This is a genomic window from Prosthecobacter sp., assembly GCF_020439865.1.
Classification (GTDB): domain Bacteria; phylum Verrucomicrobiota; class Verrucomicrobiia; order Verrucomicrobiales; family Verrucomicrobiaceae; genus Prosthecobacter.
In genome coordinates, this window is sequence record NZ_JAGRPF010000173.1 from 1 (window position 1) to 20,599 (window position 20,599).

A 20,599-nucleotide genomic window follows, 5' to 3' on the forward strand; every position below is an offset into this window, starting at 1 on the left:
CATCGGATTCTCCGGTCCGGATGCCGAGATTCTCTCCAGCTTTGCGCGGCAGTATCAAAGGCGCGGCACCCTCAGTCCGAGGCAGATGACGCTTTTGTTGCGCAAGATGCCCAGCTACGCCCGGCAACTCACCCGGTGCACGGATCGAGCGAGACTGGAGGCGGCTTTTTCTGGCCATCCGACTACGCAACCTGCGTACAAATAAGCGGTCCTCCAGCGCATTCCAGCCTCTCAATCCAGCGCACGATGATGAAGACCTACCTCTTTCCCCGCGGACGCCTGGTGACTCAACACGGCGGCAAGCATCCCGCCTGGGTCATCTACCACTGCATGCCGATGGTTAAAGTTGCAATCGAGCGAACCGAAGCCGCAGCGTGTCTGCGGGCACTCCGACGGCAATCGCCTCCAAGCAGGCGCACCTGAGACCGTGAGCAAGGGGCAGCCAGGTTGTGAATGCCAAACAAAACGCCCCCGACCACCAAAGTGATCGAGGGTGCTTGTGCTGAGCAAGCTCAGCGGATATCCGGCCCTGCCGCTCAAGGCGGGGCTGGTTCTGTCAGCCTTCCGGTGCAGCTCCAAGGTCAAACGGAACAGACTCCTTCCTCGGGCGCGCACAGCATTGATGCTCGATCGACTCGCGATGTCAAGAAGCGAAGGTGCCAGCTCATCCCCGCGAACTCTGCTGCGGCCCGGGGGCCTACGGGTTCATCACGGCCAAAACCGACGGGGATCGAGCTGGCAAATCCAGCATCCCCCAAAATCACAAATTCGCAAGGGCAGGCCGAGTGTGTTCGACCACGGGCCAGCAAAATGGTGATCAAAACGGTGCGACACACGAAGTCACGGTGACGAGGCAGGAGGCATGTCCAAGCCTCGCCGACGCCGCTCATCCTACCACCCCTCGCCCGACCTTGAACCCTTGTTCGCATGGCTGGCGGTGGCCGGTCTGATGGCTGCCCTGGTGCTGCTTGGCTGAACCCACAACCCGCGGTCAACCGCCAACCCTGCAACCCAAGCCATGCCTGACTCACCCGAACGCATCCCCTACGTGCTCATCGGCTCACCCGCCGTGCGCCACATTGCCATCCACGACCGGATGGATGGTTACGCCATCCTCTGGGCCTGTGCCAAAGCGCAAGAGTTCATCCCGGCACGCCTTGTCACCGGAGCTCCGCAACCGACCTCCAACAACCACATGCGCGAACAGCCGCTGCCTGATCCGAAGCGTTTCAACAGCCTGCGCGAGCGCATTGGTTACTGGGAGACTGTGCTCGAGCTCAATGACCCGGAGATCCAGCTCGGCGCCGCCGTGTGCGCGGCCTTGAACTCCTACCTCCATCTGATCCAGCAGAGCTCTGTGGCCGCCCAGCCGAAGGAGTTTATCCGCATCATCACCGAGTCCGCCCGCGAGTGGGCGGAAGAATGTTTCTCATGATTCAACCTCAGCACTCAATCCACGCCATGCCCACCCAGCCCATGCCCACACGCCACACCCCTGAGATCGAACTGCCGCCGGATGCCGCCACCGTCGATGATCACCGCAACCCGCGTCGACACAGGCGCGAAGCGGAGGAGCCGGCTCCTGAACTTGGCCTCCTCGTGCAGCCTGAGGCCCGCCACTGCCTCGACAAATTGATCCTGCATCCCGAGGTCAAGACGGACATCCAGAGCGCTCTGCGTGCCCTGGAGAAACGTGCCGATCTGGAGCGCATCTGGGACCTCAGCTCCATCCAACCGATGCAGGGCCGCTGCATCCTCAACTTCTACGGCCCGCCCGGCACGGGCAAGACGCGCGCCGCCCTGGGCATTGCCCACCGCCTCGGCAAGCCGCTCTATCAGGTGGACTACTCGGCGGTGATCTCGAAGTACTTGGGCGATACGGCCAAGCACATCAAAGCCGCTTTCCAAAGCGCGCGGGAACTGGGCGCCATTCTGTTCTTCGACGAGGCGGACAGCCTGCTCTCGCGCCGGGCGGCCACTGGCGAATCGTGCTCCACCAGCATCAACCAGAACCGCAACACGCTGATGCAGGAGCTGGACCGGTTTGATGGGGTGGTGATTGTGACCACGAACCTGTTTGAGAACTACGACCCTGCCCTGCTGCGGCGCATCCAGAGCCACATCCACTTCCGGCTTCCCAACGCTTCCATGCGCAGGGAGCTATTCGCCCTCCATCTCCCCAACGCCGAGCGGGTGACGGCGGATTTCGCGGTTCTCGCGGAGCTTTCACGGGGCCTTAGCGGCGGCGATATCCTCACCCTCTGCCTGAATGCCATCCATGCGGGCAGCACGGACCCCGATCCAGCACAGTGGCGGGTGACACAGGAAATCCTCGAAAAGCAGATCGCCAAAGTGAAGAAAGCGAAGGCTGAACACTCGGGCGAGAAAGGCCGGCGCAAGCGGCGAATCGGCTTCTGCTCGTGATAAGTTCCCCTTGCCCGCAGCGGTGCGTCGCATTACAAACGAGGCACTGCCATGATTACCCCTTCCCTTGAGAACCTGAAGCGTGCCATTGAGGTGGCCGAACAGATTTAGAAACTGCAGGCCGAACTCGCTGCCATGTTTGGCGGAGAGGCCCCAAAGGCCGTAGCCGGCAAGCCAGGCCGCCGTCGCGGTCGTCCAGCCAAGGCCGACAAACCAGCCAAAGAGAAAAAGCCCAAACGCCATATGAGCGAGGAAGCCCGCGCTCGGATCGTGGCTGCGCAAAAGAAGCGCTGGGCCAAGATCAAGAAGGAGAAGAAGGCCGAGGCCAAAGCGGAGCAGGCAAAGACTGGGGAGTGAGCCTAGCCAGGGTTTTCCAGTGGGACTGCAGACGCCACGCCCGCCCCATCAGCGTTGATTCGTGAGTCATCAGAGCCGTAGCCTCGCCTTACAGCCTGTTGAAAAACGAGAGGTTGAAGCGAGCACCGGCAAAAACACGCGTCTGAGCTTGCCGATGCCGAGCGCGGCCAAAAGTCGCGATAGCAGGTCGACGAAATCACTGCCGCGCGCCATCCAGCGCCAAAATGCGGCCATGAGTCGTGCTTGGAGCCTCTTGAGCGGTCCCGCCAGCCATTGCTTGGCGGTTCCAATGCCAAAGAGGCCGCGCAGCAGCAGGCTGAGATTGAAGCTCAGCGCCGCCACCATGTGCCGCTTGGTCAGATTCTCCCTGCCGCGCAACGTCGCCCGCCGCAACCCGCCATGGTCCAACATGTGCGCAAAGCCGCGTTCCAAATGCTCTCCACGCTTCCGCAGCAGGGCCTTGCCGCTCTCGCTGCGAGTCGCAGCCCTCGCCCGCCACAGCGTCCTGCGCGCTCTTCCGGGCAAGTCTTTGCGCCGCCTGCGTGCGTGCGGATCAGCGATCACGGTGCGAATGCCCAAGCTCTGCATCTGATCAATCTGCTCCAGGGCAAAGTAGCCTTCGTCGGCCACCACGGTCGTGCCCACCTTCCCAGCGGCCGCCTCCGGTGCGACCTCCAGCAACACTCCCACCGCTGTGAGCACACGCTGGTTCAAGCTCGCGTCATTGTCCGCCGCATCACCACTGCGCACCTCCACCTGCACGATCGCGCCGCTGTCCAGGTCGCTGACATGCTCCGGCTTGTAGACCATGTCGGTCGCCCCCTGCTTGGTCCGCCCCACCTTCGCCTCCGGGTCGTGGGGATTGACCCAGTCCGCATTGCGGGTCTTGCGCCCGGGGCGCTTCTTGTCAAATCGCCTCACCGCCTCGTCGTCGCTGTCATCCACGCCGGCCTCCCGTGCCAGTTGCCGCACATACTCCCAGTAGCTCTTTTCGTCATTGCGGTGGCGCAGTTCCCTGAGGCTCGCATTGGCCTCCAGCACGCTCGAATCAATCCCCAGGTTGCGTCCTTTGAGCAACCCGTGGCTGTAGAGCGCCCGCAGCAGCGCGATGTGCAGCGCTTCAAACTGCTCCAGCGACAACCGCCGGCGGATCACACTGAGGCTGGAGTGATCGGGCGTCGCGTCGGTCAGGCCGTAACCCAGAAAACCGCGAATCGACAACGAGTCCGCACAGCGCGACGCAATCGAGCGCTCGCTGGGCAGGTTTTCAAAAAAACCCACCATGAGCATCTTCAGGTAGACCACCGGGTCGATGCCGGGACGGCCGCCCTTGGCGGCATCCGCATACGCCGGTGTGCAGATCGTCCAGACTTGCTCCGCAAAGCCGATCTTTTCCAGCGTTTGATTCACACGACGGTAAAACCCGTCCGGCGTCGCCTTGGGCAATTCCTTGGCCACCACCCACATCTCCTCCTGCGTCTCAAGTTTGCTGCGCCGTTCAAACATGCGATCTCCCCTCCGACCCAAACAGAGAGTTTTTCAACAGGCTGTTAAGTGGCAGGAGTTCGAGGGCGCGGGCAGGAACGTGGCGAGAGAGGGAACTGGCGTTTCATGGTTGTGATGAGGAAGCTGCGGTCCGGGACCGCCTTCGTTTCCACGCGGAATGACGAAAGGAACGGCTCAGCCCCAGAGATTGTTGTAGAGGATCTGTTTGGTCGGTGCGTCCAGCGCGCTGCGGGTCACGCTGTTCCAGGCGAGGTTGATGTCGCGGATGCTCCAGACGAATCCAAGCGAACCCGCCAGCCGGTGCCGCATTGCGTCGTGCGCGACTCGCTCCAGCAGCTTGATGGCGGCGGGGATGGGCATGGTGGCGATTCCATTCAGCCGTGGATCATGTGGTTCGATGGGAGGCAGGGGGTTCAACGGGTGGCTGGCGACTTGGGCCTGTTTCGCAAGGTGAGCCATAGGGCCGCACCCAAGGGCTTGGCGGTCACGGTTTCTTGCCTGGGCTGCTACGCTCATGCCCGCCCTTCGCGACATGCCGCCGCACATCATCCCCTCGACCCCTGGCGATGACGCTGGTGCGCTCGGCGCAGCCAGTCACGCGATGGAGGCCTGGCAGCCTGAATGATGTGTTGCCAATTGGTGCATATTGCCCACACCACTTGGTAGATGACCCGCTTGTCTCACCCTCAGGCTATTCTCATCTCACACGTTGACAAGAGTCTGCGCATGGTTAATGGAACGTCCGTTTATAAACAGCCATTTAACTCCAATGCCCATGACCTTCACGCGCCCCACTCGAGAACGTAACCCGAAGGCGCGCAAGATGCGCATCCTGGCGGCGGCGGGAGTGGTGTTTGCGAAGGCGGGATTTGCGGCGGGCAGCGTGCGAGAGATCAGCCTGAAGGCGCGGGTGAATGTGGCGTCGATCAATTATTACTTCAGCAGCAAGGGGGGGCTTTACCGCGAGGTGCTGCTGGCGGCGCACCGGAAGTTGCTTGAGCAGGAGCCGCCGCCGAAGCCGACTGAGGAACCTGAGCAGTCATTGCGGGAATGGATTCAGTTTTGCCTGCGCTTTGTGCTGCTGAGACGCACGGCGCATCCGGTGCTGGGACGGCTGATGGCGCATGAGATGCGGCAGCCGACGGCAGCCTTGGGCGAGCTGGTGAAGCTGATCATCAAGCCGAATTTCGCGAACCTCGTCAAAATTGTGAATGCCTTGGCGGGAGACTCGCTGGACAAGGCCGGGCGGGAGATGGCGGCACATCAAATTGTTGCGATGTGCGTCCACTTTGACCACAGCCGTGAGGTGATCGGGCGGCTTGGATTTGCCGTGCCGGAAGCGGAGGCGGGTATCGCTCGGCTGGCGGACAGCATCGCGGACATGGCGCTCCGGGGACTCGGGACGCCAAAGACAACCCTTTCCAAGTAACGCACTTTAGCATGAAAACGACCTCACTCTGCATCTTAACCGCTGCCGCGCTTGCGCTGGTGGCTTGCAACAAAGCTCCGGCACCGGCTCCGCAGGCGGAAAAGCCGAAAGTAGCGCCGGTGATCGTGAAAGGGGCCACCGTGCAGGCCGCTGAACGTGCCTTTCCGCGTTTCCTGCGTGTGACGGGGCAGCTCGCCGCACAGAATGACGCCGTGGTGGCGGCGGATTCGATGGGGCGAGTGGTCTCGGCTTCGATTGAACGTGGTTCCGTGGTGAAGACGGGCGATGTGCTGGCTAAGCTCGACGAGCGCCAGCCCAAGCTCTCTCTGGCGGAGGCTGCGGCCTCCGTGGGTCTGGCGAAGGCGCGGCTGGCGCTGGCGAAGAACGAGCAGGAGCGCAACAAGCCGCTGGCGGAGAAAAAGGCGGTGGCGGATGCGGATTACCAAAAGCTGCTCACGGAAGTCGCAGCGCGCGAGGCGGAACTGGCAGCCTCGGAGGCACGTCAGGCGTTGGCGCAGAAGACGCTCGATGACTGCGTAATCCGTGCATTGTTCGGCGGTGTGGTGGCGGAGCGCATGGTGGAGCCAGGCGAGTATGTGAAGGCGGATTCCCCTGTCGCCCGCGTGGTGGATCTGTCCACGCTACGGCTCGTGCTGAGTGTGCCGGAGACGGAAGTTGGCGCTCTGGTCATCGGTCAGGAGGTGGAGTTCACCACGGCGGCGTTCCCGGCGCAGCGCTTCACGGGCAAGTTGAAATTCCTTGGCGCGACGATGCGCGAGGCATCGCGTGATCTGGTGATTGAGGCGACGGTGGACAACGCGGAAAGCAAATTGCGGCCCGGCTTCTTTTGCGATGCGCGCATCCTGCTTCGTGAGGAAAAAGCCGTCGCGGTGCCGGAGGCGGCGCTGCGCATCGAAGGCTCGCGCCGCAAGGTCTTCGTCATCACCAAAGACAACACGATCTCCGAACGCCTCGTGGAGGTGGGAGAGACGCGCGAGGGCTTCACAGAAATCCGGCGTGGAGTCGCCGCCGGTGAGCCATTGCTGGCAAAACCCAGCGCAGAGGCCGCCGATGGGCTTCGCTTTGAACCCGCCGCTTAATTTTCACTTCACACGCTCATGCAATGGCTCGCCGCTATCTCCGTCCGCCGCCCGGTCTTCGCCAGCGTCATCATCCTCGTCTTCGTCGTCGTGGGGGTGCTAGGCTACACGAAGCTGCCGGTGGATCGGTTTCCAAAGATTGACTTCCCCACAGTAAGCATCGTCACACGGCAGGACGGCGCGACGCCGAAGGAGATCGAAACCGAGATCACGGACAAGATTGAGGAGGCGGTGAACACCGTCGCAGGCATTGATGAACTGCGCTCCATTTCAAGCGAGGGCATCTCGCAGGTGCTGGTGACTTTTGTGCTGGAGAAAAACATCGACGTGGCCTCACAGGAAGTGCGGGACCGCATCGCCCGTATCATCCCCGATCTGCCGGAGGAGGTGGACGCGCCGATCATCGAGAAGCTCGATCCCGATGCCGCGCCTATTTTAAACATCGCCCTCGTGGCCGACAAGCCGGTGCGCGAGATCACCGAGTTTGCCGACAAGGTGTTGCGGCGCCAGCTTGAAAGCGTGGGTGGTGTGGGGCAGATCACGCTGCTGGGCGGAAGACTGCGGCAGATCAATGTGTGGCTCGATCCGATGCGGCTGCGCTCCTACAATCTGACCGCTGCGGACGTGCAGCGCGGCCTCCGCGCACAGAACGTGCAAATCCCTGCCGGCACGGTGAAGAATGCGGCCAGCGAGGCGGGCTTCCGCGTGCTGGGCAAGGCACGGAGCGTGGAGGAGATCGGCATGCTCGTCTTGCGCGAGGCGGACGGCGGCCTGGTCCGCGTGCGTGACGTGGCGCGTGTGGAAGACGGGGCCGAGGAGCAAAATACCGTGGCCCGTAACAATGGCGTGCCCTCTGTGGTGCTCTCCATCCGTAAACAAAGCGGCACAAACACGGTGGCCGTGGTGGATGCGGTGAATGAGAAGCTCGGCGATGTTAAAAAACTGCTGCCCGCAGGCTACGAGGTCGAAATAGTGCGCGACACGTCGCAAGTCATCCGCACCAGCGTTCACGCGGTGAAGGAGCACTTGGTGCTGGGGGCCATTTTCGCCGCCGTGATCGTTTTGATTTTCCTTGGCAACTCACGCGCCACCATCATCTCCGCGCTCGCGATTCCCACCTCCATCATCGCCGCGTTCGGCGTTATGTGGGCGCAGGGAGTGACATTAAACGTCATCAGCCTCGTCGCCCTCGCGTTGGCGGTCGGCATCGTCATTGATGATGCCATCATCGTGGTGGAAAACATTTTCCGCCACATGGAAGAGAAGGGCGAGGACTCCTTCACCGCGTCCGTGGAAGGACCGAAGGAGATCGGTATGGCCGTCCTGGCCACCACGCTATCGCTGCTCGCGGTGTTCGTGCCCGTGGCTTTCCTCAGCGGCATTGTGGGCATGTTCCTGAAGAGTTTCGGCCTCACCATGGCTTTCGCCATCGCGGTTTCGCTGCTGGTCAGCTTCACGCTCACGCCCACGCTCTCCGCCCGCATGTTCCGCAAAGGCCACGCCACGCGGTTTGACGCCTGGCTGGAGCATCTGGTAAACATCTTCTACCGCCCGGTGGAGGCGTTTTACATGATGCTGCTGCGCTTTTCCATGCGGCATCGCTGGATCATCGTGCTGGGCTGCTTCGGCATTCTCGCCACCGTGCCCACGCTGATGAAGATCGTGCAAAAGAGCTTCCTGCCGCCGGTGGAGGAGGCGGAGTTCGTGGTGAACATCCGCACGCCGGAGGGCACCAGCCTCGCCGCCACCGATCTCATGGCCGAGCGCTTCGCCCGTGCGATCCGCGAGTTGCCCGGCGTGGACGGCACACTTCTCACCATCGGGGACAATGACCAGCGCACGCCGAATCTCGCAGGCATCTTCGTGCGCCTGAATGATCCCGCTTTGCGCGAAGACCAGCAGACCCTCATGGACCGCGTGCGCAAAGAGATCGTGCCGCGTTTCCCCACGGAATGGCGCATCACCGTGCTCTCTGTCCCGCCTTTCAACACGGGCCAGTCCAGCGCCAACGTGCAGTATTTCATCGCCGGCCCTGACCTCGACACGCTTACCCGCGCCACGGCATCAGTGATCAAAGACGTCAAAGACCTCCCCGGCATCCGCGACCTCGACAGCACTCTCATTCCCGGCAAGCCTGAAATCTCCGGCAGCGTGGACCGCAACAAAGCAGGCGAGATGGGAGCCAGCATCCAGGACATTTCCGGCACGCTGCGCCTGCTCGTCGGCGGTCTCGACATCTCCACCTTCGACGACAGCGGCGAGCAATACGACATCCATCTCCAGGCTGAGGAGAGCTACCGCAACACCCGCGAAATCCTCAACCTCCTCACCGTGCCCTCCACCAAGGCCGGACCCGTCGCCATCACCAATCTGCTCACGCTCGACAACACGGACAGCCCCTCGCAGATTAACCGCCTCAACCGCCGCCGCCAGGTCACCATCACCGCCAACAACGCCCCTGGAGTGGGTGAAACCGAAATCCTTGATGGCATCGCCGCCGCCGTGAAGAAGCTCAACCTGCCTGCCGACTACGCCAGTGGCAGCGCCGGACGCTCGAAGGAAATGGCCAAGGCGGGAAAGGCTTTCATGGTCGCCTTTTTGATGGCCTTCATCTTCATGTATCTCATCCTCGCCGCGCAGTTTGAGAGCTGGGTGCATCCGCTCACCATTCTGCTCGCCTTGCCGCTCACGCTGCCCTTTGCCATCCTCTCGCTCATCCTCTTCCAGCAGTCGGTGAACATCTTCTCCATGCTCGGCATCCTCGTGCTCTTCGGCATGGTGAAAAAGAACGGCATCCTGCAAATCGACCACACCAACCAGCTTCGTGCCAAAGGCATGGACCGGCTCGATGCCATCCTGCTCGCCAACAAAGAACGTCTGCGCCCCATCCTCATGACCACGCTGGCTTTCGTCGCGGGCATGATCCCCATGATGACTGCGAAGGGCGTCGGTGCCGCCTATAACAATGCCACGGCGGGCGTCATTCTCGGCGGCCAGAGCCTATCCTTGCTGCTCACGCTGCTCGCCACGCCCGTCATCTATTCCATCTTCGACGACCTCATTCAGTTCCCAGATCGCATCAGAAAGAGGCGCATCGCCAAAGCACTCACCAAAGGAACGAAGACCCGCAAACGCGAGATAGGCCAGCCAAACCAATAACACCTCATGACCAAGACCACCCTTGCAGCCATTGCGGTGAGCCTCACCTCGTGCGCCGTCGGCCCGAATTACAAACAGCCCGACAACACTGACGTCACGCCAGCCAAATGGCGTTGGCAGCCCGCCGCCCCGCGCGATCACACGCCGCGTGGCGAATGGTGGAAAGTTTTCCACGACAGCGAACTCAACCGCCTCGAAGCCCTCGCGCTTCAAGCCAGCCCATCCTTGAAGTCCGCTGCCGCCCGCGTCGATCAAGCCCGCGCCGCCGCTCGTATCAGCGCCGCCGAATGGGCACCCGACATCCGCCTCAAAGGCGACACCAAGCGCGAGCAGTTCTCCGGCAATCTGCCCACCCCCGTGCCCGTTACCATCCCGCGTGGTCGCGTCAACAGCTTCAGCACCATCATCGACCTCAGCTACGAGATAGACTTCTGGGGCAAGGTGCGGCGCGAAGTCGAGAGCGCCCGTGCCACCGCCGATTCCACCTCCGCCAGCTACCACAGCGCCATCCTCACCCTCACTGGCGATGTCGCCGCACAATACTTCCTGCTCCGCGCCGCCGATGCCGAACTCGACGCCCTGCGCCGCACCATCGCCCTGCGGGAAAAATTTGTGAACCTTCTCAACGACAAGTTCAAAGCCGGAGCCATCCCTGAGACCGATTTCGCCCGAGCCCAGACCGAAGTGGCCACTGCCAAGGCTGAACTCGCCGACGTAAAGCGCCAGCGTCAGGAAGCCAGCGACACTCTCGCCCTCCTGTGCGGCCAGCCCGCCAGCAGCTTCACCCTTCGCGAGCATCCCATCGGCTCCAAAGCCCCGCCCGTCATCCCCGCAGGCATCCCCGCCAGCTTGTTGGAGCGCCGTCCGGACATCGCCGCCGCCGAGCGCATCGTCGCAGCCCGCAATGCCGACATCGGCGTCGCAACCGCCGACTATTTCCCCGCCGTCCGTCTCACCGGCACCGGCGGCTACTTGAGCAAAGAAGTGGACACCCTGCTCACCGGCAACAGCAAAGTATGGAGCATCGGCCCCAGCGTCAGCCTCCCTCTCACCGGCTGGGCCGTCATCCACTTCAACGTCAAGCGTCACAAAGCCGCGCGCGAAGAAGCCATCGCGAATTACCGCCAGACCGTCCTCACCGGCATCCGCGATGTGGAGACCAGTCTCGCCCAAACCCGCTACCTGCGCGAGCAGGCCAGCGCCATCGGCGATGCCCTCACCGCCTCCACCAAAGCCACTGACCTCATTCGCGAGTCCTACGAGCGCGGCACCCTCAGCTACCTCGAACTCCTCGACGCCGAGCGCACGCGTCTCCTCACCGAACGCCAGACCGCCCAGATCTCCGCGCAACGCCACCTCGCCACCGTGCGTCTCATCAAGGCCTTAGGCGGGGCGTGGTGAGGACCATTAGTTGATTTTGTTTCGAGGGAAGTAACCCGTTCTGCCAAATCCATGAATGCACGCAAATACTTCTGTCTGATCATCATCGTGGTGGTGCTCATCTCAGCTTTAACGGCGATTTTCCTTTGGCAGCGCCGTCAGGACGGTGGCCTTCCTCCTGGCATCGCCTCGGGCAACGGACGCATTGAGGCCACCGAGATCAATCTCGCAGCCCGAGTGCCGGGGCGTTTGGCGGAGGTTCTGGTGGGCGAAGGGGATTTCGTGAAGGAAGGCCAGGTGCTCGCCCGGATTCAGACCGACATTCTGGAGGCCCAGCTTCTGGAGGCCCAGGCAAAGCTTCGGCAGGCGAAAAATGCGATCATCACCGCCCAAGCGCAGGTGACGGCACGGGAGAGCGAAAAACTGGCAGCCGAGGCTGTGGTGCTCCAGCGCGAGAGCGAGGAGCAGGCGGCGCAGCAACGGCTGGTGCGCACCGAATCGCTTGCAACAAAGAATGCGGTGTCCGAACAAAACCTCGACGATGATCGTGCCCGCGCGAAAAGCGCAGAGGCGGCGATCAAGGCGGCAAAGGCGCAGGTGGCGGCAGCCGGGGGTGCCGTAGCCGCAGCCAGCGCGCAGGTGCAGGATGCTGAGGCGATGGTGGAGGCTGTGCAGGCGACTGTGGGCCGCGTGCAGGCCGAACTTGATGACTGCACGCTGAAAGCCCCCCGCGCTGGACGGGTGCAGTATCTGATCACGCAGCCGGGGGAGGTGCTGGGCGCGGGAGGGAAGGTTTTGAACCTCGTGGATCTCGGCGACGTGTATCTGACCTTCTTCCTACCCGAGACAGTGGCGGGCAGGGTGGCGCTCGGCAGCGAGGTGAGGCTCATCCTGGATGCAGCGCCACAGTATGTGATCCCGGCACGAGTCTCGTATGTTGCGAGTGTCGCGCAGTTCACGCCCAAGACAGTGGAAACGGCCAGTGAACGCCAGAAATTGATGTTTCGCGTCAAGGCGCAGATAGATCGGGGCTTGCTGCGAGAGCACCTGGAGCGCGTGAAGACGGGGCTGCCGGGTGTTGCGTGGGTGAAGCTGGAGGCGCAGGCGGAATGGCCGTCCCATCTGGTTGTGAAACTGCCCAAATGAACACCACCGCCATCGTCGCCAGCCTGCGCGGAGTCAGCCTCCGACATGGACGCACGCGCGCGCTGGATGGCATCGACCTTGAGCTGCCGGGCGGCTGCCTGGTGGGCTTGATTGGCCCGGACGGCGTTGGCAAATCGAGCCTCCTTTCCCTGATCGCAGGCGCACACAAGGTGCAGGCGGGAAAGGTGGAAACGCTGGGTGGCGACATGGCCAGCGCCCGACATCGCCGCGCGGTATGCTCACGCATCGCCTACATGCCGCAGGGATTGGGCAAGAACTTGTATGCCACCCTTTCCATTGAAGAGAACCTGCAGTTCTTCGGGCGTCTCTTCGGCCATGACCGCGCCGAGTGCCGCCGCCGGATTGATGAACTGACGACACGCACCGGCCTGCGGCCCTTCCTCGACCGCCCGGTGGGAAAGCTATCCGGCGGCATGAAGCAGAAGCTGGGCATCTGCTGCGCGCTCATCCACGACCCGGACCTGCTCATACTCGACGAACCGACCACCGGGGTTGATCCGCTCTCGCGCAGCCAGTTCTGGAGTCTCGTGGACGGCATCCGCCAGGAACGGCCTGGGATGAGCGTGATTGTGGCGACAACCTACATGGAGGAGGCAGAGCGCTTCGACTGGCTGGTGGCCATGGATGCGGGCAAGGTGTTGGCCACCGGCACTCCCTCCGAACTGCGCACACGCACCGCGACGGATTCCCTGGATGCCACCTTCATAGCCCTGCTGCCGGAGGAAAAACGGCGTCTCCACCATCCGGTGGTGGTTTCTCGCTTCGCCCCTTCCGAGATGGATGAGATCGCCATCGAAGCACGCGGGCTGATCATGCGTTTCGGCGACTTTACCGCTGTGGAGCAGGTGGATCTACGCATCCATCGCGGCGAAATCTTTGGGTTCCTGGGCTCCAACGGATGCGGCAAGACCACAACCATGAAAATGCTCACTGGCCTGCTGCCGCCCGCGGAGGGCAAGGCATGGCTGCTGGGGCAGGAGGTCGATCCGCGTGATGTCGGCACGCGTCGGCAAGTAGGCTACATGTCGCAGTCCTTCTCTCTCTACACGGAGCTAACGGTGGAGCAAAACCTCGTTCTTCACGCCCGCCTGTTCCAAGTCCCTGCGGAGGAAATCCCGGTCCGGGTGGATGAAATGGTGAAGCGCTTCGGGCTTGAAAGCGTGCTCACATCGATGCCCGTTGCGCTGCCCCTTGGCGTCCGGCAGCGTCTGTCCCTCGCCGTGGCCATGGTCCACAACCCGACCCTGCTCATCCTCGACGAACCGACTTCCGGCGTCGATCCCATCGCCCGTGATCAGTTCTGGCAACTCATGCTCGACCTGGCCCGGCATGACAAAGTCACCATTTTCATTTCCACCCATTTCATGAACGAGGCGGAGCGGTGTGACCGCGTCTCGCTGATGCACGCCGGGCGGGTGCTCGTCAGCGGTCCCCCTGAAGAGTTGGTGAGGGAAAGCAGTGCCCACTCGCTGGAGGAGGTGTTCATCAAACATCTTCGAGAGGCGACGGCCAGCGATAATCCACCAGCCGCATCCTCCCTGGCGGTGTCCCCGATGCCTGACGCCAGCCGTGTCTCCGCACCACCCGTAAAGCGGGGCTTCGCCTTTGGCCGGGCGTTCAGCTACATGCGGAAAGAAGCACTGGAGTTGCGCCGCGATCCGGTGCTTGCCGGCATGTCACTCTTCGGCACGGCTCTGCTCATGTTCGTCATGGGCTACGGCATCAGCATGGATGTGGAAAACCTGAGCTTCGCCGTGCTGGACCACGACCAGACCACCCTGAGCCAAAACTATGTCCACAACCTCACCGGCTCGCGCTATTTTGTGCAGCAGGCTCCCATCCTTGACGAAGCCGATCTCGACCGCCGGATGCGTTCCGGCGAACTGGCGATCGCCATCGAAATTCCGCCCAGTTTTGCCCGCGACGCGCAGCGTGGAGCCCCCGTGCAAATCGGCGCGTGGGTAGACGGTTCTATGCCGCAGCGTGCCGAGACCGCGCAGGGGTATGTGTCGGGAATGCATCAAGGCTGGCTGGCACAAATGGCCGCGCGGAACTCCGGGCCTGAGTCCGCTTCGGGTGCTCTGAACATCGAGACACGCTTCCGCTACAACCCCGATGTGCGCAGCCGGCCCGCCATGGTTCCGGCTGTCATTCCCATGCTGCTGCTTATGATTCCGGCCATGCTTACAGCACTCTCCGTGGTGCGTGAGAAGGAACTGGGCTCCATCGTCAACCTCCATGTCACACCGGTGACGCGCAGCGAGTTTCTCCTCGGCAAACAAGCATCCTACATCTTTCTCGGGATGCTAAATTTCCTGCTGATGACACTGCTGGCTGTCACCGTCTTCGACGTGCCTGTCAAAGGCAGTTTCACCACGCTTGCCGCCGCCGCGCTCATCTTTGTCGTGTTCGCCACCAGCTTTGGTCTGCTGGCCTCCGCTTTAACGCGCAGCCAGATCGCGGCCATGTTTGTCACGATGATTGGCACCATGATTCCTACCGCCCAGTTCGCTGGCCTGATCAATCCTGTCTCCTCTCTTGAAGGTGCCGGAGCAGTTATCGGAAGGCTCTACCCGGCCACGCACTTCCTGACGATCAGTCGCGGCGTCTTCAGCAAGGCGCTTGGTTTTTCCGATCTCCACGCCTCATTCATTCCTTTGATCCTGGCTGTTCCTGTGATCATGGGAGTCGCGATTGCCCTGATCCGCAAGCAAGACACCTGATCATGAGCCGTCTCGCCAACATCTATCGCCTGGGGGTGAAGGAACTCTGGAGCCTGGCCCGTGACCCGATGATGATGGGGCTCATCGTCTATGCCTTCACGGCCATGGTTTACATATCTGCCACGGCGATGCCGGAAGCACTGCATCATGCCCCGATCTCCATCGCTGATGAGGACACCTCGCCGCTCTCAGCCCGGATCGCGTCCAGTTTTCAGCGACCCAGCTTCATGCCACCCGTTATGATCTCCGCAGCCGACGTGGATGCAGGGCTGGATGCCGGAGATTATACCTTTGCCATCATCATCCCGCCTGATTTCCAGCGCGATGTTCTTGCCGGACTGCGTCCCGCACTTCAGTTGAATGTGGACGCCACGCGGATGAGCCAAGCCTTCACGGGCAGTGGTTACGTCCAGCAGACCATCAATGGCGAGGTCACCGAGTTTCTCCAGCGTTATCGCGGCGTCCCTGCGGCCCCCGTGACTCTGACATTACGCGCCCGCTTCAATCCCAACCTCACCCCGGCCTGGTTCGGAGCTTTGATGGAAATCATCAACCTCGTCACCATGCTCTCCATTGTCCTGACCGGCGCGGCGCTGATCCGCGAGCGCGAGCGCGGCACTATCGAGCACCTGCTCGTCATGCCCGTGAAACCCGCCGAGATCATGCTTTCCAAAGTGTGGTCCATGGCCCTCGTCGTCCTCGTCGCGACCACACTCTCCCTGCTGTTCATCGTTCAAGGCCTGCTGCATGTGCCCATCAAGGGTTCCATTCTGCTGTTCCTGACCGGCGCGGTGCTGCATTTGTTTGCCACCACTTCAATGGGAATCTTCATGGCCACGCTGGCGCGCACCATGCCGCAGTTCGGCCTGCTGCTCATCCTAGTCCTGTTGCCCTTGCAAATACTCTCCGGTGGCATGACCCCGCGCGAGAGCATGCCGGAATTCGTCCAAAACATCATGCAGGCTGCACCTACGACCCATTTCATCTCAGCATCCCGCGCCATCCTCTATCGCGGCGCGGGCCTCGGAGTGGTGTGGCAGCCGTTTGTCCTGCTGCTTGCCATCGGCACGGTCTTTTACTCCGTGGCCCTGGCCCGCTTCCGCAAAACCATAAGCCTGATGACGTGAACCATCAGGTGACCAAAGGATTAGAAACGGACTTCTGCCAATTGTATTGGCGAGTCAGTCAGTGGTAGCGACGCGGGTTACAATTACCGGTTTGTTCCGATTTACGATAGAAAATTCTGTTGCTAAAAGAGCACCGATTCAAATCGCTTTGTATCCGTCAAACGGAGCACCGTGTGGAGGCGCTCGCGAGCATCAGAGCCGTAGGCATAGGCTACGGCTCTGATGAGTGCTGAACGAAAGCTGATGAAGCGGGACGCGCAGGGGCGTGTCGTGGTGCCTGTGGCGAGGCGAGAGGCATTGCTCGACGAGTTTGAGCGCAGCGGGCTGTGCGGCGCGGAGTTTGCGCGGCATGCGGGCGTCAAATATCCGACTTTTGCCGGCTGGGTGCAGCGTCGTCGCCATGAACGCGGTGAGTATGAAGCCAAGCGCGAGCGTGCGGCCATGACTCTCGCGCCCATGCGCCTGGTGGAGGCGGTCTTCAACGAGGCGGCGGTCAGTCCGCCGGCGGAGCCGGTTTTGGAGGTGTTGCTGCCGGGCGACGCGCGCGTGATGTTGAGCAACTCCGCGCAGGTGGCGCCGCTGGCGCGCCTGCTGCAAGCCCTCGCTGAGCCATGCTGAGTTTTGCCGGCAGTCTGAAGGTCTTCGTGGCGCTGGATCCCATCGACATGCGTGCGGGAATGAACACGCTCCAGGCGCTTGTGGCTGAACGCCTGCAGGAGGATGTGCGGCGGGGAGCGTTGTTTGTCTTTACCAACAAAAGCCGCCGGCTCATCAAGGTATTGTATTGGGATGGCACGGGGCTGTGGATGATGGTCAAGAGGCACGCTCCACAATGCGCGTATTGGTTTGTTTTCGAAAATCCTCTATCCATTTCATCCGCTCTTCGGGAAGGACTATGAGGCTTTCGGCTCGGCTGGCGGCAAGAGGGGCATGGTCTATGTGCGGCTTGCCGACCGGTCGACCCGCGGCGTGCCCGCATGGATGTTCGATCCGGTGGTTTGTTCGGGAGTTAAAATGGCTGATGAGCCTTTGATCGCATGCGGCGCCCTGGTTGAGTTGGGCGTCCTGCTTGCAAAACATCAGGCGAAAGTCCGGACTGGAGGGCATGGACCCACTCGAAAGCAAACACCGAACGAGGCGGCCTGTAAATCGTGCCGGACAGATGATCCTCGAACTTGGCAGTCCCCACCATCATCAGCGCCTACCTGAACCGAACCGCAGTCAGTGCATCGCTCTCTTGGGCGGGATGTTGCTGGCCGCGATCAAAACCAAACACGAACCCCAAGATCAAGAACAACCATGAACGATAAGATCACCGAGTCGCACCGCGACCGGGCCGCCTATATTTACATCCGCCAGTCCACACTCCAGCAGGTGCAACAAAATGTAGAAAGTAACAGGCGGCAGTATGCCCTCCGGGAACGCGCCGCAACACTTGGATTCAACTCCGTGGTTGTCGTCGATGAGGATCTAGGGATCTCAGGTGCCGGCACCCAACAGCGTCCTGGATTCAGCCGGTTGCTTGCCGCCGTGTGCAACGGCGAAGTGGGCGCGGTCTTCGCGCTGGAAGCCTCCCGCCTGGCCCGCAATAACCGGGACTGGCACCACCTCATTGATCTGTGCGTTTTGACGCGCACTTTGGTGGTGGACGCCGACGGGATCTACGACCCCCGCCTGCTCAATGACCGGCTTCTGTTAGGCCTGAAGGGAACGATGAGTGAGTTTGAGCTGGGCCTACTGCGCCAGCGTGCCCAGGAGGCCTACCGGCAGAAGGCGCTTCGTGGTGAGGTGATGACCCGGGTGCCTGTGGGTTTTATCCGCAAGGGATGCGTCGGCATCGAAATGACGCCGGACCTCCAAGTTCAGCAGGCTATCCGCGACTTTTTCTTGCGGCTGCAAGGAAGTTGCTCATTGCGGCAGGTACTGTTGTGGTATCATCAGGAGAAGATCCTCTTCCCAGTGGCCCGCATGCGTGATGGATACGAATCACTGGAGTGGAGGTTGCCCAACTACCAACAACTGCTGCGGATGGTGAAGAACCCCGCCTACGCAGGAGCCTTTGCCTGGGGCCGCTCGGCAGCGCGCACTCGGGTTGTGGACGGGCGGCCCCTCAAGACGCAAGGCCACCGCCTTGAAATGGATCAGTGGCAGGTCTTGCTAAAGGATCATCATCCGGGATATATCAAGTGGGAGGACTATCAGTCCAACCTGAGCAAGCTCGTGTCAAACCGGACCAAATCCCATCAGGCCAGCACCGGCGCGGCCCGCGGCGGCAGCGCCCTGCTTGCCGGTCTGTTGCGCTGTGCGCGTTGCGGCCACAAACTCCACGTCGGCTATCGGGGCCGCGGCGGGCGGGCTCCTCGCTACTGGTGCATGACGGGCAACCGAGAACAGGGCGCACCGTCATGCCTGTGCTTTGGGGCATTGCGTGTGGAAAAGGCCATCGTGGAAACGGTTCTTGACGCTTGCCAGCCGCTGGGAGTGGAAGCCTCGCTGCGGGTTTTGGAAGAGTCCCACGAAGAATGCAATCAGAAACGCAAGGCTCTTGAACTCGCCCTGGAAAAGGCAAGATACGAGGCTGGCCGCGCACGCCGCCAATATGACGCCGCCGATCCTGAGAACCGGCTTGTCACGGCGGAGTTGGAGAGCCGTTGGAATGCGGCACTCATTCAGGTCGCCGAACTGGAGGGACGCCTGGATGCGCAAGGTCACTCGGAACAGCCGCTCACCGCCTCCCAAAAGGAACGGCTGACCACGCTGGGCGCCGATCTCCACACCCTTTGGAGCGAAGCCTCCACTCCCGTGGAATTGAAGAAGCGTGTTTTGAGGGCCGTGCTCAACGAGGTGATCGTCGACATCGATCATGAAAGCGGCCAAATCGAAATGAAGATCCACTGGGCCGGCGGAGTGCATACCCTATTGCGCGTCCGCAAAAATCAGCCAGGGAAAAACGGTAATGCGACCGGCTCTGATGTTGTCGAATTTGTTAGGGAGTTGGCAACGGGTTGGAGCGATGGCTATATCGCAAGCATGCTTAACAGATCCGGCATGCTGACCGGCAAGGGCAACAGTTGGAACGAAACGCGGGTCAAGAACCTCAGGAGGGAAAACGACATCCCCGTGTTCTCGAAAGCCCAGCCCCGCACATGGAAGACCATGTCGGAAGCAGGCAGCCTGCTTGGTGTGAGCAACTGCGTTATCAGAACGATGGTTAGGCACAAGATCCTGCCCGCGAGACAGGCCGCCAAGGGAGCGCCGTGGATGATCGACGCCAAGGATCTGGAACTTCCCGCCGTCCGGACCTATGCCAAACAGGCTAAAACTGGCAAATCCGCCCCATTTGACAATAACACCCAACTCCTTAACCTTTGATTATGAACGACGTTGCTTCATGTCGCAGTGTGTTGCGTGGCTCAAGCGGCTGGAGCAGGGCACGTTTTGCTGGCCGCGCGCGGCGGAGGCCGGGCAGGCCAAGCTGCGGCTGACGCCGGAGGCGTTTGCGCTTTTGACCGATGGGGTGGACATGCACCGCGCGCGGTTGCGGCCGTGGTATGAGCGGGAAAGTTGAGTGAATATCACAAAGGAAGTTGCGCGCGTGCGCGGGCGGTGTCCATCTCAGCTTTCAGGCCACCGCCTTCTTTTCGGAAGTTGCGCGCGTGCGCGGGCGGTGTTTAACGGAGGCACACACCGATGCCTGAGATGACACCGCTGGAAGCCCGCCTGACTCAGGAAGTGGAGGCGCTGCGGGCCGAGAATCTCAGGCAGGCGCAGGTGATCAAGTTACAGCAGGAAAAGATCGATCTGTTGGTGCGGCGAGTGTTTGGCGCCAGCAGTGAGAAGCTCGATGTGAACCAGCTCACGCTGGGGTTGGAGGCGGCTGAGGCAAAAAAGCCCGAAGCCTCCAGCGACGCCCTCGTCGCCTTGGAGACTGAAGAAAACCCGGGGGCTGAGGTGGATTCATGGGCTTAAAAGCAGCTCTTACAGTATATGAACTCATTTTGGATCAATACTTTTTTAAACAATTAAATACTTAAGAGAGGTTGACGCGATTCACGCTGGCGCCCTGTTTGCATCTAGGAAATCTATTATCGTTCCCCCGTCTGTCCCTGGGTAGGGGCACCACCACGCAAATTCCATGCAAACGCGATTTTCAGCTTTCCACTTTTTCCACTGCCCTTTTGGTGCTAGTGGATTCAGGATCAATGAATTGAGCGTCTAGCGGGTGAG

Annotated in this window: 18 protein-coding genes; 16 read left to right on the forward strand and 2 right to left on the reverse strand. The window is 61.5% G+C overall.

The annotated features are described in order from the left end of the window. The 4 genes from KDL09_RS20180 to KDL09_RS20195 all read left to right on the forward strand — a co-directional run. Positions 1-205, forward strand: a 205-nt coding sequence (locus tag KDL09_RS20180) for a hypothetical protein (protein WP_294389164.1), incomplete at its 5' end; no start/stop codon positions are given. Between the two features lie 813 nt (positions 206-1,018). Beyond that, positions 1,019-1,435 (forward strand): hypothetical protein, encoded by a 417-nt coding sequence (locus KDL09_RS20185; protein ID WP_294389167.1) that lies wholly within the window; start codon positions 1,019-1,021, stop codon positions 1,433-1,435. A gap of 26 nt (positions 1,436-1,461) precedes the next feature. Continuing rightward, on the forward strand, positions 1,462-2,424 hold the full coding sequence (locus KDL09_RS20190) for an ATP-binding protein (RefSeq protein ID WP_294389168.1): 963 nt from the start codon (positions 1,462-1,464) through the stop codon (positions 2,422-2,424). A 135-nt stretch (positions 2,425-2,559) separates the two neighbouring features. Beyond that, positions 2,560-2,781: a hypothetical protein gene (locus KDL09_RS20195; RefSeq protein ID WP_294389170.1), complete on the forward strand. Its 222-nt coding sequence runs from the start codon at positions 2,560-2,562 to the stop codon at positions 2,779-2,781. 69 nt (positions 2,782-2,850) lie between these two features. Here the strand turns inward: KDL09_RS20195 and KDL09_RS20200 are convergent, their stop codons facing one another. Together KDL09_RS20200 and KDL09_RS20205 are read right to left on the reverse strand one after the other, a co-directional pair. Further along, positions 2,851-4,287 carry a transposase gene (locus KDL09_RS20200; RefSeq protein WP_294389172.1) on the reverse strand — a complete coding sequence of 479 codons (1,437 nt, stop codon included), beginning with the start codon at positions 4,285-4,287 and terminating at the stop codon, positions 2,851-2,853. A 174-nt stretch (positions 4,288-4,461) separates the two neighbouring features. Continuing rightward, on the reverse strand, positions 4,462-4,647 hold the full coding sequence (locus KDL09_RS20205) for a hypothetical protein (protein WP_294389174.1): 186 nt from the start codon (positions 4,645-4,647) through the stop codon (positions 4,462-4,464). A 415-nt stretch (positions 4,648-5,062) separates the two neighbouring features. Between KDL09_RS20205 and KDL09_RS20210 the strand changes: the two genes are divergently transcribed. The 12 genes from KDL09_RS20210 to KDL09_RS20265 all read left to right on the forward strand — a co-directional run bounded on the left by KDL09_RS20210 (position 5,063) and on the right by KDL09_RS20265 (position 20,341). After that, entirely contained in the window at positions 5,063-5,716 is a 654-nt protein-coding gene (locus KDL09_RS20210) for a CerR family C-terminal domain-containing protein (RefSeq protein ID WP_294389176.1), read from the forward strand. Between the two features lie 11 nt (positions 5,717-5,727). After that, positions 5,728-6,816, forward strand: a complete 1,089-nt coding sequence (locus tag KDL09_RS20215) for an efflux RND transporter periplasmic adaptor subunit (protein WP_294389178.1) — start codon at positions 5,728-5,730, stop codon at positions 6,814-6,816. Between the two features lie 18 nt (positions 6,817-6,834). Continuing rightward, positions 6,835-9,975, forward strand: a complete 3,141-nt coding sequence (locus KDL09_RS20220) for an efflux RND transporter permease subunit (RefSeq protein ID WP_294389180.1) — start codon at positions 6,835-6,837, stop codon at positions 9,973-9,975. Positions 9,976-9,981: 6 nt separating this feature from the next. Next, positions 9,982-11,376 carry an efflux transporter outer membrane subunit gene (locus tag KDL09_RS20225; RefSeq protein ID WP_294389182.1) on the forward strand — a complete coding sequence of 465 codons (1,395 nt, stop codon included), beginning with the start codon at positions 9,982-9,984 and terminating at the stop codon, positions 11,374-11,376. A 51-nt stretch (positions 11,377-11,427) separates the two neighbouring features. Further along, positions 11,428-12,501: an HlyD family efflux transporter periplasmic adaptor subunit gene (locus tag KDL09_RS20230; RefSeq protein WP_294389183.1), complete on the forward strand. Its 1,074-nt coding sequence runs from the start codon at positions 11,428-11,430 to the stop codon at positions 12,499-12,501. After that, positions 12,498-15,245: a ribosome-associated ATPase/putative transporter RbbA gene (rbbA, locus tag KDL09_RS20235; protein WP_294389185.1), complete on the forward strand. Its 2,748-nt coding sequence runs from the start codon at positions 12,498-12,500 to the stop codon at positions 15,243-15,245. Before KDL09_RS20230 ends, rbbA begins: the two co-directional genes overlap by 4 nt. Before the next feature lie 2 nt (positions 15,246-15,247). Then, positions 15,248-16,372: an ABC transporter permease gene (locus tag KDL09_RS20240; protein ID WP_294389187.1), complete on the forward strand. Its 1,125-nt coding sequence runs from the start codon at positions 15,248-15,250 to the stop codon at positions 16,370-16,372. A gap of 222 nt (positions 16,373-16,594) precedes the next feature. Continuing rightward, positions 16,595-16,990: a hypothetical protein gene (locus tag KDL09_RS20245; RefSeq protein ID WP_294389188.1), complete on the forward strand. Its 396-nt coding sequence runs from the start codon at positions 16,595-16,597 to the stop codon at positions 16,988-16,990. After that, complete coding sequence (gene tnpB / locus KDL09_RS20250; protein ID WP_294389191.1) at positions 16,984-17,271, forward strand: IS66 family insertion sequence element accessory protein TnpB; 288 nt, start codon at positions 16,984-16,986, stop codon at positions 17,269-17,271. The genes KDL09_RS20245 and tnpB (KDL09_RS20250) overlap by 7 nt, the downstream gene beginning before the upstream one ends. A gap of 400 nt (positions 17,272-17,671) precedes the next feature. Next, positions 17,672-19,744: a recombinase family protein gene (locus KDL09_RS20255; protein ID WP_294389192.1), complete on the forward strand. Its 2,073-nt coding sequence runs from the start codon at positions 17,672-17,674 to the stop codon at positions 19,742-19,744. 19 nt (positions 19,745-19,763) lie between these two features. Next, on the forward strand, positions 19,764-19,940 hold the full coding sequence (gene tnpB, locus KDL09_RS20260; protein ID WP_294389195.1) for an IS66 family insertion sequence element accessory protein TnpB: 177 nt from the start codon (positions 19,764-19,766) through the stop codon (positions 19,938-19,940). 131 nt (positions 19,941-20,071) lie between these two features. After that, complete coding sequence (locus KDL09_RS20265) at positions 20,072-20,341, forward strand: transposase (protein WP_294389197.1); 270 nt, start codon at positions 20,072-20,074, stop codon at positions 20,339-20,341. Positions 20,342-20,599 lie beyond the last annotated feature (258 nt).